Genomic DNA, 14,087 nt, shown 5'->3' on the forward strand with positions numbered 1-14,087 from the left:
CCATGTCCAGCCCCGTGACGCGTGCTGCGACGCGCGGCACGCCCGCGCGGGACCGATCCGCCCTGCCGCGCGGGGTGGCGATTGCTCTCAGCCTGATGGCGGGGGCTGGTGCCTTCATGCTGTTCCTGCAGTTCGGCTGGTCGGACGGGCTCGATTTCATCGATATCCTGCGGGCGGTGCTGATCCTGATTTCCACCTGGTGGCTGGCATGGGGCGCGGTGCAGGGCCTGATGGGCCTTACCACCGATGCCGCGCCGCCGCCGGTGCAACTGGCCGAACCGCTCAGCGCGCATTGCGTGGTGCTGGTCCCGGTTTACAACGAAGATCCGGTGACCACCTTCTCGCGCATTGCGGCGATGGACGAAAGCCTGCAGGCGACGGGCTATGGCCATCTGTTCCATTTCGCCATCCTGTCCGACAGCCGCAACGAGACGATTGCGGCGAAAGAACGCGAATGGTTCTTGCGTCTGGTCGCGGATCGCGGGGCTGAAGGGCGGATCTTTTACCGCCGTCGCAGCGACAACAAGGGCAAGAAGGCCGGGAACGTCGAAGAATTCATCATGCAATCGGGCGGGGCTTACGAGCTTGCGCTGATCCTGGATGCCGACAGTCTGATGGAGGGGGCGACCATTGTGGAAATGGCCCGCCGGATGCAGGCCGAATCCGATATCGGCTTGCTGCAGACCCTGCCGGTGGTGACGCGCGCGGAAACCCGTTTTGGGCGTGCCATGCAGTTTTCTGCAGCCTTCCATTCGCCGGTCTTTGCACGTGGCCTTGCGATGATGCAGGGCCGCACCGGCCCGTTCTGGGGCCACAATGCCATGGTGCGGGTGCGCGCCTTCGCCGAAAGTTGCGGCCTTCCGGAATTGCGCGGCAAGCCGCCCTTCGGCGGCCATGTCATGAGCCATGACTATGTCGAGGCTGCGCTTCTGGCGCGGGCCGGCTGGCGCGTGCGGCTGGATGACGATCTGGGCGGCAGCTACGAGGAAGGCCCGGAAAATCTGGTCGATCACGCCAAGCGAGATCGGCGCTGGTGCCAGGGCAACCTGCAACATGTGCGGCTGCTGTTGGCCCCCGGCCTGAAACCCTGGAGCCGCTTCGTGTTCTTTCAGGGCATCATGGCCTATATCTCGCCGTTGTTCTGGATCGGCTTCATGCTGGCTTCGGTGGCGGCACCGTTCTTCGCTCCGCCACCGGATTACTTTCCCGAACCTTATTGGCCCTTTCCGATCTTCCCGCAGGCCGAGACATCCAAGGCGATCGGTCTGGCCATCGGTGTGTTCGGCCTGTTGATCTTGCCGAAATTCGCGGTGGCGCTTCATGCGGCCATGAGCGGGCGGGCTGCGGGCTTTGGCGGGGCGCTGCGCGGCTTTGCCTCGATGATGGCGGAGCTGGTGTTTTCATCGATCTCCGCGCCGGTGCTTCTGGCCTATCAGACACGCAGCGTGTTTCAGGTCCTGTTTGGCCGTGATGGTGGCTGGCCGACCAACAACCGGGGCGATGCGCGGCTGACCGTGAGCGAGGCATGGGCCGCCAGTCATTGGGTGGTGACAACGGGCTTGGTCAGTCTGGCCGTCACATGGTATCTCGCTCCCGGGCTTGTGGTCTGGATGCTGCCCGTTCTGGTGCCGATGATGTTGGCCCCGCTGATCATCAGCTGGTCCTCGCGGCGCGCCGGTGGCGGCCTGTTCCTGACCCCGACCGAAGTTGAGGAACCCCCGGTGATGCGCCGTCAGCGCGAGATCCTCGGGGATTGGGAGAACAGGATGACCAGCATCGCCGAAGCCACCGCAGCGGAGCCCGCCCGTGCCGCCATCTGAGGCCCCGCGCCGCGAGCGGGATCTGCGGCTTGATGTGTTTCGGGGGCTTGCGCTGGTGATGATCTTCATCAACCACACGCCCGGCACCGTGTTCGAGATGTTCACCACCCGCAATTTCGGCTTTTCCGATGCCGCCGAAGGTTTCGTGCTGATGTCGGGGATCGCGGCGGGCTTGGCTTACGGCAAGTTCTTCGAGACACCCGCGCGCTGGTGGACCGGGGTGGCCAGGATCTGGCGGCGGGTCTGGACACTGTATCAGGTGCATATCGTCACCACGGTGATCGCGCTTGGCCTGACGGCGGCCACCGCCTATTTTGGCGGTGAGTTCGTTGCCATGACCAAGAATGCGATCCGCTTTCAATGGCAGATGCCGCTGCAATTCCTGATCGGGATCCCGCTGCTGACCCATCAGATCGGTTATGCCAATATTCTTCCGCTCTATTCGGTGTTGCTGTTCGTCTCACCGCTGACGCTGTTCTGCGGCTTGCGCTGGCCAAAGCTGACGCTGCTGGGCGCTGTCGCGCTTTGGGTGGCGGCGGCGGTGATCTATTTCAACATGCCGAATTTCCCGATGCGCGGCGGCTGGTTCTTCAATCCGTTCAGCTGGAACCTGATGTTCACCATCGGCCTGCTGACCGGGCTGGCCTATCGTCGCGGCGAACGCTTCGTGCCGGTGAAGACATGGCTGCTGGCGCTGGCCTTTGCATGGCTGGCCTTTGCGCTGGCCTGTTCGCTGTTCAAGCCGGTCTCGGATGCCTTTGGCCATTCGCTTTACCTGCTGGGGCAGGTGATGCCGGTGCATTGGCTGTTGACCGCCTTTGACAAGACTTTCCTCGGCTTCCCGCGCCTCAGCCACGCCCTTGCCCTGGCCTATGTGCTGAGCGCGTTCCCTGCGATCAAGGCCGCCTGTGGTCACCGGCTGCTTGCGCCCTTTGCGCTGCTGGGGCGCAACGGGCTGGCGGTGTTCGGGCTGGGGGTTGTACTGTGCTATGGGGCCAATGGCATCAAATATGTGGCCGAACCCAGCTTCGCGCTGGACTGCCTGCTGATCGGTGCCGGTATCGCGGCGATGCTGTTGCTGGCCTGGTCGAAGGAGGCATGGGGCCGGGCTGAGCGGCGCGAGGCGCAGACCTGACCTTATTCTGATCGGAAAATGGGCAGGGCCGGGGATCGCGACGCGATTTCCGGCCTTTTGCTTTGCGGAGTTTCTTGACTGCAGGATCAATTTCGGAAATTGAGTGAATGAACATTCATTCCCTCAAGACCGAAGCCATGTCCGATTCCCAACCTGACACCCTGCCCGCCGCGCCCCCCGATCCGAAAGAAGCGCGCGAAGCAGAAATCCTGAACAGCATCCGCAAGACCTTTATCGAAAAGGGCTTTGACGGCGCATCGATGCAGGATCTGGCCCGGGCGGCGGGCATGAGCGTGGGCAATTTCTACCGCTATTTCTCGTCCAAGGCGGCGATGGTGGAGGCCCTGATCCGGCTGGATCTGGCCGAGGTCGAGGCAAAATTTGCGATGATCCTGGCCGCCGATGATCCGTTCGAGGCGCTTCGCTTTGGCCTGCATGAGCGTATCTCGGAAGAGGTCGCGGTCTGTGAGGACGGCGCGCTGTGGTGCGAAATTCACGCGGCGGCGGCCCGCAAGCCGGAAATTGCGGCGGTGGTATTTGGCATGGAAGACGAGATCGTCTGCTATCTGAACCATGCCTTCGCGTTGATTACCGGCCTGAGCGAAGCCGATTGCCGGGAACGGTTTGGCGCACATGCGCGGGTGGCCATCATGATGGTGAAGGCGGTTGCCATGCAGAAAAAGGGCGGGAAGCCCGTAACGGATGGCGCGGCCGTGGGCGCGCTGGTGCAAAGGATCGTCGATGCCATTCTGGATGAAGTGGCTGCGGCGCGGGCAAAGGGATAAAGACATGCGTGTGTTCAAACTTGCCGCCTTGGCGGCTATGGCGGCGCTTCCTGGGATGGCATTGGCCGAGGCTGCCGCGCCGGCGCCGACAGAGACGGCTGGGCTTCCGGCCATCTCGGTCTCCGAAGTGTCAAAGCGCCATCTGCGCGACCGGGTGATCGCGGGCGGGCTGGTCGGTGCCGTCGAAGAGGTGCTGGTGCAGCCCTTGGTCGAGGGCCAACCTATCGAGACGCTGGAAGCCGAGGTGGGCGATTACGTCGAGGCCGGGCAGGTTCTGGCGACGCTTTCGCCTTCGTCGCTGGGACTGCAGCGCAGCCAGTTGAAGGCAGCACTGGCGGCGGCTCGGGCGGCGGTGGCGCAGGCTGAGGCCGGTGTCCTGGAGGCGCAGGCCTCCGCCGATGAGGCGGCGCGTGTGGCAGATCGCACCCGCGCGCTGAACAAATCCGGCAATGCGGCGCAGGCGGCGCTGGATCAGGCCGAAGCCACCGCCACCGCAAGCAGCGCCCGCGCCACCGCGTCGCAGCAAACACTGGAATCGGCGATGGCGCAGGTCGAAAGCGCCGAGGCGCAATTGGCCAATATTGAACTGAACCTGACCCGCACCAAGGTTGTGGCCCCGGTCGCCGGCGAGGTTCTGTCGCGCAACGCCCAGATCGGTGCGGTGGCCAGTGCGGCGGGCCAGCCGATGTTCGTGCTGATGAAGGATGCGGCCCTTGAGGTGAAGGCAGAGATCGCCGAATCCGATCTGGTGAAGCTGCAACCCGGCATGACGGTCGCCATCCGCACCGCTGCCAGCCCCGAGGCGCTGCGCGGTTCGGTCCGGCTGGTGGAGCCGGGGGTGAATTCATCCTCGCGCCTTGGCATCGCGCGGATCGCCATCGACAATGCCCGTATCGTGCGGTCCGGCATGTATGCCGATGCCGAGATTCTGGTGGCGGAACGCGTTGTGCTGGCGGTGCCGGTTTCGGCCATCGGCTCTACCCCGCAGGGGGCGATTATCCGCCGCGTGGCGGACGGCACCGTGCAGGAGGTGACGGTTCAGACCGGCATCCGTGACGGTGAATGGGTCGAGGTCAGCGAAGGCATCGCGGAGGGCGATCTGGTGGTGACCAAGGCCGGGGCTTTCGTGCGGAACGGTGACCGGATCAATCCGGTGCTGGCCGCAGTCGAGTGAGGATCGCGCGATGAACTTTTCAGCATGGGCGATCCGCAACCCGATCGGGCCGCTTCTGGCCTTTTTCATCCTGATGATTCTGGGCTGGCAGAGCTTCAACGCTCTGCCGATCACCCGCTTTCCCAATATCGACGTGCCGCTGGTCGCGGTGACGGTGGTGCAATCGGGGGCCGCCCCGGCCGAGCTTGAGACGCAGGTTACCAAAGAGGTCGAGGATGCCGTGGCGGGCATCGCCGGGGTGAAAAAGGTGAACTCCACCATCACCGATGGTAGCAGCCAGACCCTGATCGAATTTCGCATGGATGTGCCGACCGACAAGGCGGTGCAGGATGTGAAGGATGCGGTCGACAAGGTGCGATCCGACCTGCCCGCCGATATCGAAGAGCCGATCATCAGCCGCATCGATGTCGAGGGGCAGGCGATCATGACCTTCGCGGTCTCCGCTCCCGATATGACCATCGAGGAACTGTCATGGTTCGTCGACGACACGGTGAAGCGCGCGCTTCAGGGCCGCCCCGGCGTGGGTCGGGTAGACCGCTACGGCGGCGCGGATCGCGAGGTCCGCATCGAGCTGGACCCTGTGAAGCTGGGCTCTTGGGGCGTGACCGCGCAGCAGGTTTCGGCGCAGCTGCGCGCGACAAATGCCAATATCGGCTCTGGCCGGGCCGAGCTTGGTGTCAACGAACAGTCGATCCGCACGCTGGGCAATGCGCAGACGGTGGCCACGCTGTCGAACACCATGATCGCGGTGGGCGACGGGCGGCATGTGCGCCTCGCCGATCTGGGGTCGGTGACCGATACCTATGAGGAAATGCGCAGCTTCGTGCGCTTTGACGGCAAGCCGGTGGTGACCTTTGCCGTGTTCCGCGCCAAGGGCGCGTCCGAGGTGTCGGTGGCCGAGACGGTGAACGCGGCGCTGGACGAGCTGCGCGCGCGCAATCCGGGCGTCGGCATCAGCCTTGTCGATGACACGGTGTTCTACACCTATGGCAATTATGAAAGTGCGCTGCATACCCTGCTGGAAGGCGCGCTTCTGGCCGTGCTGGTGGTGCTGGCCTTCCTGAAGAACTGGCGCGCCACGCTGATCTCGGCCATGGCGCTGCCGCTTTCGGCGGTGCCGACCTTCTATGTGATGGATCTGCTGGGCTTCTCGCTCAACCTTGTCTCTTTCCTTGCCATCACATTGGCGACCGGGATTCTGGTCGATGACGCGATTGTGGAGATCGAGAATATCGCGCGGCATATCCGCATGGGCAAATCGCCCTATCGCGCCTCGATCGATGCGGCGGACGAGATCGGTCTTGCGGTCATCGCGACCACCTCGACCATTATCGCGGTCTTCGTGCCGGTCAGCTTCATGCCCGGCATTCCGGGACAGTATTTCCGGCAGTTCGGCATGACGGTGGCGATTGCGGTCGCCTTCTCATTGCTGGTCGCGCGGCTGATCACGCCGATGATGGCCGCCTATCTGATGCGCGACAAGGATGCGGTCGGTCATGATGAGGATGGTCACAAGGATGGCCTGGCGATGCGCGGCTATCTCTGGCTGGTGCATCACACCACCGAGGGGCGGTTGAGCGTGCCGAACCCGCTGGCGCTGATCGGCATTCGCCGCGTGCTGCCGGATTGGCAGAGGCTGCGCCCCCTTTGGACCTGGTATCAGCGCATCCAGAGCGAAAGCCTGCGCTTCATCGGCTGGCTGGTGAACATTCCGGTCGCGCTGGCTGGTTTGGCATTAGCCTTCGTGCTGCGCCTGCTGCGGGCACCGCGGTTCTTTGTGAACACCTATTACCTGACGCTGGTTGCCGCCTTTGTCGCGCTTGCTGTTTCGATCCATTACATGGCGAAGGTGCCGGGGGATTTCCTGCCCCCCGAGGATGTCAGCCGCATCTCGATCAGCGTGGAATTGCCGCCCGGCACAACGCTGGCCGAGACCGAGCGGGTGACCGATGACATGTTCGCCCGCATCCGCGATGTGGAAGGGGTGGATCGTATCCTCGTCGTGGGCGGCAGCTCGCCCACCGGCGATCTGGATCTGCGCCGCGCCTCCATCGCGGTCATGCTGGAAAAGCTGGACCATTCGCTGCTGCACAAGCTGGTCAAGATCGGCAATGGTATTCCGGGCCTTGCCGCACTGGTGCCCGATCTGCCCGCGAATGGCCGGGAACGTCCGCAGAACGAGATCGAGGCCGAGATCATGGCGATTCTGCAGCAAGTGCCGGATTCGCGCATCAGCAAATTGAACGACCGGGGCGAGCGGGATTATTCCTTCTCGATCCTGTCGGACAATGCCGACGATCTGAACGCGGCAGCGACCATGCTGGAACATGCGCTGGCGGGCGATCCGCTGCTGGCGAATGTGTCCTCCGAAGGCGCGCTGCCCCGGCCAGAGTTGCATATCGAGCCAAAGCTGGAGGAGGCCGCGCGTCTTGGCGTCACCACGGCGGCGATTGCCGATGTGCTGCGGGTCGCGACCCTGGGCGATTTCGACGCGGCCCTGGCCAAGTTGACCATCGACAGCCGGCAGATTCCGGTGCGGGTGCGGCTGAATGATGCGACACGCAACGACATTGCCCGCATCGCTGCGCTGAAAGTTCCGACCAGCAATGGCGGGACCGTGCCGCTGAATGCGGTGGCCTCGATCCAGATCTCGCAGGGGCCGTCGCTGATTGAACGTCTGAACCGCGAGCGCATGGTGACCATTGGTGCCAGCCGTCCGTTGGGCGTGGCGCTGGACACGATGACCGCGCGCGCGGATGAGGTTGCGGCTGGGTTGGATCTGCCGCCTTCGGTGCGGCTTTCGGCCTCGGGTGATGCAGAGATCCAGGCCGAGATGAACCAGAGCTTCATGAATGCCATGCTGATGGGGCTGATGCTGGTTCTTTCGGTTCTGATCCTGCTGTTCCGGTCGTTCATCCAGCCCTTCACCATCCTGTTCTCATTGCCGCTGGCGATTGGCGGGGTGGCGGGGGCGCTGATCCTGACCAATTCGGCGCTGTCGATGCCGGTGATGATCGGCATCCTGATGCTGATGGGGATCGTGACCAAGAACGCCATTCTGCTGGTGGATTTTGCCATCGAGATGCGGGCGCGCGGCATGGGCCGGATGCAGGCGGTGATCGAGGCCGGGCACAAGCGGGCGCAACCGATCGTCATGACTTCGATCGCGATGTCGGCAGGGATGCTGCCTTCGGCGCTTGGGGTGGGCGAAGGTGGGGCCTTCCGCGCGCCGATGGCAACCTCGGTGATCGGGGGAATCATCGTCTCGACCGTTCTGTCGCTGGTGGTGGTGCCTGCCTTCTTCCTTATCATGGATGATCTGTCGCGCCTGATCGCACGGCTGACACGCGGCCTTGTCGGACCAAAAGAGGTGGAGCCTGAGATCCTGAACCCGGAGGCCGTGACGGAAGGTCTGGGCGATCTTCAACGCCGGATCGGGCGGCTGGAAGATCGTAGCCCGCCAGGCGACAGCAAGCCCAAGCTGATCGTCGCGGAATGACAGAGACGCCGCCCCAAAGACGCCGCGCCGACTGGGGCGGCGTCTTTTCTTTCGGCACCGGGTTTGGCAATCTGTCCCGGAACGACGGAGGCAGAGATGGGCAACCTGACGGCAGCTTTGAGCGCCATTGACGCGGCGAATGCGGCGGATCCCACTCAGGAGGCAGGCCGCCCCGCCGCGCTGCTTTATGGAGAGCGGATGAGTGCGGAACTGGACCGCCTGTTCCCGCAGGCGGGTGATGTGCTGCGCATTGCGGCACGCGGCCAGCATGTCGAACGTTGGCTGTTACCGCGCAAGGATTACCCGGAAGGCAAGGCCGGCTATTTCGCCTGGCGTCGCGAACAGGGTCGCCGCCATGGCGAGCGGGTCGCAGGCATGATGGCCGAGGCTGGCTACGATGCGCAGGCGCAGGCCCGCGTTGGCACGCTGCTGCGCAAGGAAGGACTGAAGCGCGACGCCGATGTGCAGGCGCTGGAAGATGTGATCTGCTTCGTCTTCGTGCGCCACTATTTCGCGGATTTCGCGGCCAGCCATCCCGATGACGACATGGTGGACATCGTGGCTAAGACTGCGCGCAAGATGTCGGGGGCCGCGCGGGCGCGGATGCTGGACGAGTTCGCTTTGCCGGACGCCTTGGCGGCGGTGGTGAGGGCGGCAGGGTAGAGGGGGGCTCTGCCCCCGACCGCGCCTTTGGCGCGGCCACCCCCGGGATATTTAAGAACAGATGAAAGGGGTGGGGAGGCGGGTCAGTCTTGCTGTGACCAGTCCGGCTTGCGCTTTTCAAGGAAGGCCTGGATGCCCTCTTCGGTGTCGCGCCACAGCATGTTTTCCTGCATGACCGTCGCGGTATGGGCATAGGCTGCGGCCAGCGGCATCTCGATCTGGTCATAGAATGCGCGTTTGCCGATCTTGACGGCGGCACCGAGTTTCACCGCGACTGTCTGGGCCAGTGCAAGCGTCTCGGTGGCAAGGTCGTCCTGCGGGACGACGCGGTTCACCAGACCCAGTTCGCGGGCGCGGTCGGCATCGATGAACGCGCCGGTCGTCAGCATCTCGAACGCCTGCTTGCGCGGGATGTTGCGGCTGAGCGCGACCATCGGCGTTGCGCAAAACAGGCCGATATTCACCCCGTTCACCCCGAAGCGTGTGCCATCAGCCGCAACCGCCATATCGCAGGTCGCGACAAGCTGGCACCCGGCGGCGGTGGCGATGCCATGCACCTCGGCGATCACGGGTTGGGGCAGGGCTGGGATCATTTGCATAAGCGCGCCGCAGCGGTTGAACAGATCCAGGAAATAGGCGGCACCCTTGTCGGCGCGCGCACGCGCTGCCTGCATCTCTTTCAGGTCATGGCCCGCACAGAAAGCCTTGCCGGCCCCGGCCAGGATGATGACGCGGGTCTGGCGATCCGTGGACAGTGTGGTGAAGGCGTCACGCAGCGCGGCCAGCATCGCATCCGACAGCGCGTTCAGGCTTTGCGGCGTGTTCAGCACCAGCCGCGTCACTGCGCCATGACGTTCGGCCAACAGCAAGTCGGGCAGAATCAGATCGGTCATCTTGTGTTTCCTCTGCTTTGGCGGAAGGCTAGCCTTAGAGGAAAATGGAGGAAAGCGTGGACGCAGCCGAGTTGCAGGCCTTTCTGACCCGCGAATTTCCGCAGGTGGCCGAGGATTTCATCGTCGAGGCGGTGGGTGAGGAATGCGTGATCCGGCTGAGGGTGGCGGACCGCCACCTGCGCCCCGGCGGCACGGTCTCTGGCCCGACGATGTTCGCGCTGGCCGATGTGGGGATCTATCTCGCGATCCTGCACCGGCTTGGGCCGGTTGCGCTGGCGGTGACCACCAATTGCAGCATGGATTTCATGCGCAAGCCCGAGGCGGGGCGCGATCTGATCGCCCATGTCCGGCTGTTGAAGCTGGGCCGGGTGCTGGCCGTCGGCGATGTGCTGATCTATTCCGAAGGGGGCACCGCGCCGGTGGCGCGTGCCAGCATGACCTATTCCATCCCGCCACGGGAAAAGCCCGATCCGGCGAAGTCTGACCCGGCAAAGCCCGAAGCGGCCAGGGCCTGACTGCAGCTTGTCTTCAGGCGGAGGTGGTGCGGGTGAACCGCCCTTCGATCTGGGCCCCGCTTTCAATGGTGAGGTTTTGATAATTCACATCGGCGCGAACCTCTGCAGCCGAGCGCAGGATCAGCACCACGCATGAGATCTTGCCGTCCATCTGGCCGCGGATATCGACGGTTTCGGCCGAGATTGCGCCGGTCACCCGGCCACCAGCCCCGACAATTGCGGCACGGGCGGCAATCTTGCCTTCGACCGTGCCGGTCACCTCCACTGTGCCTTCTGCACCGATATCGCCGGTGATGGTGACATCGGCGCCGATCAGCGAACGGCCGGCGGCGGCGGAGGGGCGGTGCGAATCGGTCATGATGAGGTCCTGTTCAGGCTTTGCGCGATAGAGGCGCAGGGGCGGGCGGGGGTCAAGCCCCGCAGGTGCGGGAAACGCCGCTGTGACCGGCTTGTGCTCCGCGCATGGGCAGGATGTCGCTTTCAGACGTGACAGGCATCGGGTGGGGTGGTTGACTGGCAATGTGATCAAATTCTGCAAGGAAGGGTCGGGAATGGACACGTTCTTCACGCCGGTCTCGGGTTTCGATCTGCCGCGCTTTGCGGGCGTGCCGACCTTCATGCGGCTGCCGCATCTGGGGCTGGATCATCCGCGCATCGCCGAGGTCCAGGTCGGACTGATTGGCGCGCCCTGGGATGGCGGCACGACCAATCGCCCGGGGCCCCGGCACGGGCCGCGCCAGCTGCGCGATGCCTCGACCATGATCCGGGCACAGAACGGCGTGACCGGCATCCGCCCGTTTGAAATGGTGCGCTGCGCCGATCTGGGCGATGTGGGGCCGAACCCCGCCGATCTGATGGATACGCTGGCACGAATGGAGGCGTTCTATACCACACTGCGCGGCAAGGGGATCATTCCGCTGACAGCAGGGGGCGACCATCTGTGCAGCCTGCCGATCCTGCGGGCGCTGGCGAAGGACCGTCCCCTCGGTATGATCCATTTCGACAGCCATACCGACCTGTTCCACAGCTATTTCGGCGGCACCATGTATACCCATGGCACGCCCTTCCGCCGCGCGGTGGAGGAGGGGCTGCTGGATCCGCACCGGGTGACCCAGATCGGCATCCGTGGCAGCGCTTATGACAGCGAGGATCGCGATTTCGCCCGCGCTGTCGGCATCAGGGTGATCCCGATCGAGGAGTTCCATCAGCGCGGCCCCGAGGATGTGATGGCCGAAGCCCGCGACCGCGCAGGCGCGGGCGAGACCTATGTCAGCTATGACATCGACTTTGTCGATCCGGCCTATGCGCCGGGCACCGGCACGCCGGAGGTGGGCGGGCCGACCTCGTGGCAGGCCTTGCAGGTGGCGATGGGGCTGCGCGGTGTGAAGATCGCGGGGGCAGATCTGGTCGAGGTCTCGCCGCCCTTCGATCCGTCGGGCGGCACCGCCTTCCTTGGCGTTTCGATCATGTTCGAGATGCTTTGCGCGATGGCCGAAGGCATGGGGACCTAAAGGGGCGGGATGAAGGGGGCGCTGCCCCTGGCCGCGCCTTTGGCGCGTCCTTCCCCGGGATATTTGAAGACAGAAAATGGAGCAGGGATGCAGGCCGATCTGATTGTGACCAATGCGAAGGTGCTGACCATGGATGCCGGGCGCCCGCGCGCCGAGGCAGTGGCGATCCGGGCCGGCCGGGTGCAGGCGGTGGGGACGGCGGTGGGGATCGCGGCGCTAGCCGGGCCCGCCACCCGGGTGATTGATGCCGGCGGCCGCACGGTGCTGCCGGGCTTTGTGGAAAGCCATCTGCATCTGGTGTTGGGCGGGGCGGAACTGACCCAGTTGCAACTGGGTGGCCTGCACGGGCTGGACAATCTGCGGGTGGCCTATCGGGCCTATGCGGATGCGAACCCGGGGGCTGCGATCCTGCTGGCGCAGGGGGCGGAATACGGCATCCTGGATCATCCGGTCAGCCGCCATGATCTGGATCAGGTGATCGCGGATCGTCCGATTGCGATGATGTCACCAGACCACCACACGGTCTGGGCCAATACCATGGCGCTGGAGGCAGCAGGCCTGCTGCACGGCGCCGACATGCCGCATGGCCATGTCGTGGTCATGGGCGAGGATGGCACGGCCACGGGCGAGCTGCGCGAGTTCGAGGCCTTTGGCCCGGTGCTGGCCCTTGGGGGCGAGGCCCATCTGCAACTGGGGATCGCCACGGGCGAGGAGCCCGCGCCCTGGCCCTCGCAGGCGCAGCGCGACGCCGACAAGGACAAGATCGCGGCGGGCCTTGCCCATTGTGCGACGCATGGCATCACCACGATGGTGAACATGGATGGCAACCGCTACACCTGTGTACTGCTGGCCGAGATGGCGGCCGAGGGCAGATTGACCGCACGCGTCAAGGTGCCCTTCCATTTCAAGCCGCATATGGATCTGGCGGCGCTTGATCGGGCTGAGGCGATGCGGGCCGAATTTCACACGGACATGCTGCGCACCGGCTTTGTGAAGATGTTCATGGACGGGGTGATCGACAGCCGCACCGCGTTCATGCTGAACGACTATCCCGGCGCGCCGGGCGTCACCGGCGCGCCGCTGTTCACGCCGGAGCGGTTCAATGAGATCTGCACCGAGATTGACCGGCGCGGTCTGCAGATTGCCGTCCATGCCATCGGGGACGGGGCGGTGCGCCAGACCATCGACGGATATGAGGCGGCGCAGCGGGCCAATGGTCGCGCCGATGCGCGCCACCGTATCGAACATATCGAACTGATCGACCGCGCCGACCTTGCTCGCCTTGGCGCGCTTGGTATCACGGCCTCGGTTCAGCCGCCGCACCCGCCCGGCGTGATGGATTTCCCGCTGGAGCCCACGATGACCGTGGGCTTTGCGCCCGCGCGCCGTCGCGATGCCTATCTGTGGAAGACGCTGAAGGATCACGGCGCGCCGGTGGCCTATGCCTCCGATTGGCCGGTCACCGATGTTTCGGTGATGCGGGGCCTGCAGGGGGCGCTGACACGGGCCGCCTATGCAGGCGCGGCGGATGAACGGCTGGATCTGATGGAATCGCTCCATGCCTATACCGCGGGCGGGGCATGGGCTGCGCATATGGAAGACATCTGCGGGGCGCTGATTCCGGGGCTGGGCGGCGACCTCGTGGTGATCGATGGCGATCTGGAGGCGATTCCCGGGGCCGAAATCGGCAAAACGGCAATCGCCCTGACCGTCAGCGCAGGCCGGGTCACCCACGATCCCGGGATCCTGCCTGGCTGAAGCAAAGCGTTTCGCCAATGAAACAAGGGGATGCGCACCGATCCCTCAAATTTTTCGCGCATCCCTGCTTTTTTGCCCTTGCGGCTTCCGGCCCCCCTGCCTAAAAGCCCCCTCACCGAAGCGGAAGCGACGGGACGCCGAAAGCGGGACGGGTTGCAAGACACGGAATGCCAAGGCAAAAATCGGAAATGCGCCGAAGGAATGGCTGAGAGATCAGCGCCTGAAAGCTTGTTTCCACGCTCTTTGACATTGATGTTTATCTGAAGAGATATGTGGGCGGTTTGGTCGTTATTCGACGATTGGATGCTTGCATATCGGGCTACTAGCTTCGGCG

Annotated in this window: 11 protein-coding genes; 9 read left to right on the top strand and 2 right to left on the bottom strand. The window is 64.4% G+C overall.

Translation table 11 applies throughout. The annotated features are described in order from the left end of the window. Positions 1 to 2: 2 nt before the first annotated feature. The 6 genes from mdoH to GBJ34_RS17985 all read left to right on the top strand — a co-directional run bounded on the left by mdoH (position 3) and on the right by GBJ34_RS17985 (position 9,076). On the top strand, positions 3 to 1,820 hold the full coding sequence (mdoH, locus tag GBJ34_RS17960; RefSeq protein WP_151720577.1) for a glucans biosynthesis glucosyltransferase MdoH: 1,818 nt from the start codon (positions 3 to 5) through the stop codon (positions 1,818 to 1,820). Further along, positions 1,807 to 2,955, top strand: a complete 1,149-nt coding sequence (locus GBJ34_RS17965) for an OpgC family protein (protein ID WP_226341259.1) — start codon at positions 1,807 to 1,809, stop codon at positions 2,953 to 2,955. Before mdoH ends, GBJ34_RS17965 begins: the two co-directional genes overlap by 14 nt. A gap of 107 nt (positions 2,956 to 3,062) precedes the next feature. After that, the gene (locus GBJ34_RS17970; protein ID WP_226341260.1) at positions 3,063 to 3,740 is read left to right on the top strand and encodes a TetR/AcrR family transcriptional regulator; all 678 of its coding nucleotides are present in this window, start codon (positions 3,063 to 3,065) and stop codon (positions 3,738 to 3,740) included. Between the two features lie 4 nt (positions 3,741 to 3,744). Beyond that, on the top strand, positions 3,745 to 4,914 hold the full coding sequence (locus GBJ34_RS17975) for an efflux RND transporter periplasmic adaptor subunit (protein ID WP_151720578.1): 1,170 nt from the start codon (positions 3,745 to 3,747) through the stop codon (positions 4,912 to 4,914). Between the two features lie 10 nt (positions 4,915 to 4,924). Then, on the top strand, positions 4,925 to 8,413 hold the full coding sequence (locus GBJ34_RS17980; protein ID WP_151720579.1) for an efflux RND transporter permease subunit: 3,489 nt from the start codon (positions 4,925 to 4,927) through the stop codon (positions 8,411 to 8,413). A 96-nt stretch (positions 8,414 to 8,509) separates the two neighbouring features. Then, the gene (locus tag GBJ34_RS17985) at positions 8,510 to 9,076 is read left to right on the top strand and encodes a DUF4202 domain-containing protein (RefSeq protein ID WP_151720580.1); all 567 of its coding nucleotides are present in this window, start codon (positions 8,510 to 8,512) and stop codon (positions 9,074 to 9,076) included. Positions 9,077 to 9,159: 83 nt separating this feature from the next. Here GBJ34_RS17985 and GBJ34_RS17990 read toward each other — a convergent pair whose 3' ends face one another. After that, positions 9,160 to 9,969 (bottom strand): enoyl-CoA hydratase, encoded by an 810-nt coding sequence (locus GBJ34_RS17990; RefSeq protein ID WP_404811452.1) that lies wholly within the window; start codon positions 9,967 to 9,969, stop codon positions 9,160 to 9,162. A gap of 44 nt (positions 9,970 to 10,013) precedes the next feature. Between GBJ34_RS17990 and GBJ34_RS17995 the strand changes: the two genes are divergently transcribed. Continuing rightward, on the top strand, positions 10,014 to 10,484 hold the full coding sequence (locus tag GBJ34_RS17995; RefSeq protein ID WP_151720581.1) for a PaaI family thioesterase: 471 nt from the start codon (positions 10,014 to 10,016) through the stop codon (positions 10,482 to 10,484). Positions 10,485 to 10,497: 13 nt separating this feature from the next. On the opposite strand, the gene GBJ34_RS18000 is transcribed toward GBJ34_RS17995, so the two are convergent. Then, complete coding sequence (locus GBJ34_RS18000) at positions 10,498 to 10,842, bottom strand: bactofilin family protein (protein ID WP_151720582.1); 345 nt, start codon at positions 10,840 to 10,842, stop codon at positions 10,498 to 10,500. 193 nt (positions 10,843 to 11,035) lie between these two features. Here GBJ34_RS18000 and GBJ34_RS18005 point away from each other — a divergent pair, with 193 nt between their 5' ends. Both GBJ34_RS18005 and GBJ34_RS18010 read left to right on the top strand, forming a co-directional pair. Further along, entirely contained in the window at positions 11,036 to 11,995 is a 960-nt protein-coding gene (locus GBJ34_RS18005; RefSeq protein WP_151720583.1) for an agmatinase, read from the top strand. 87 nt (positions 11,996 to 12,082) lie between these two features. Beyond that, the gene (locus GBJ34_RS18010; protein ID WP_151720584.1) at positions 12,083 to 13,753 is read left to right on the top strand and encodes an amidohydrolase; all 1,671 of its coding nucleotides are present in this window, start codon (positions 12,083 to 12,085) and stop codon (positions 13,751 to 13,753) included. The last annotated feature ends 334 nt before the right edge of the window (positions 13,754 to 14,087 follow it).

Source organism: Gemmobacter serpentinus, assembly GCF_008973825.1.
GTDB lineage: Bacteria > Pseudomonadota > Alphaproteobacteria > Rhodobacterales > Rhodobacteraceae > Gemmobacter > Gemmobacter serpentinus.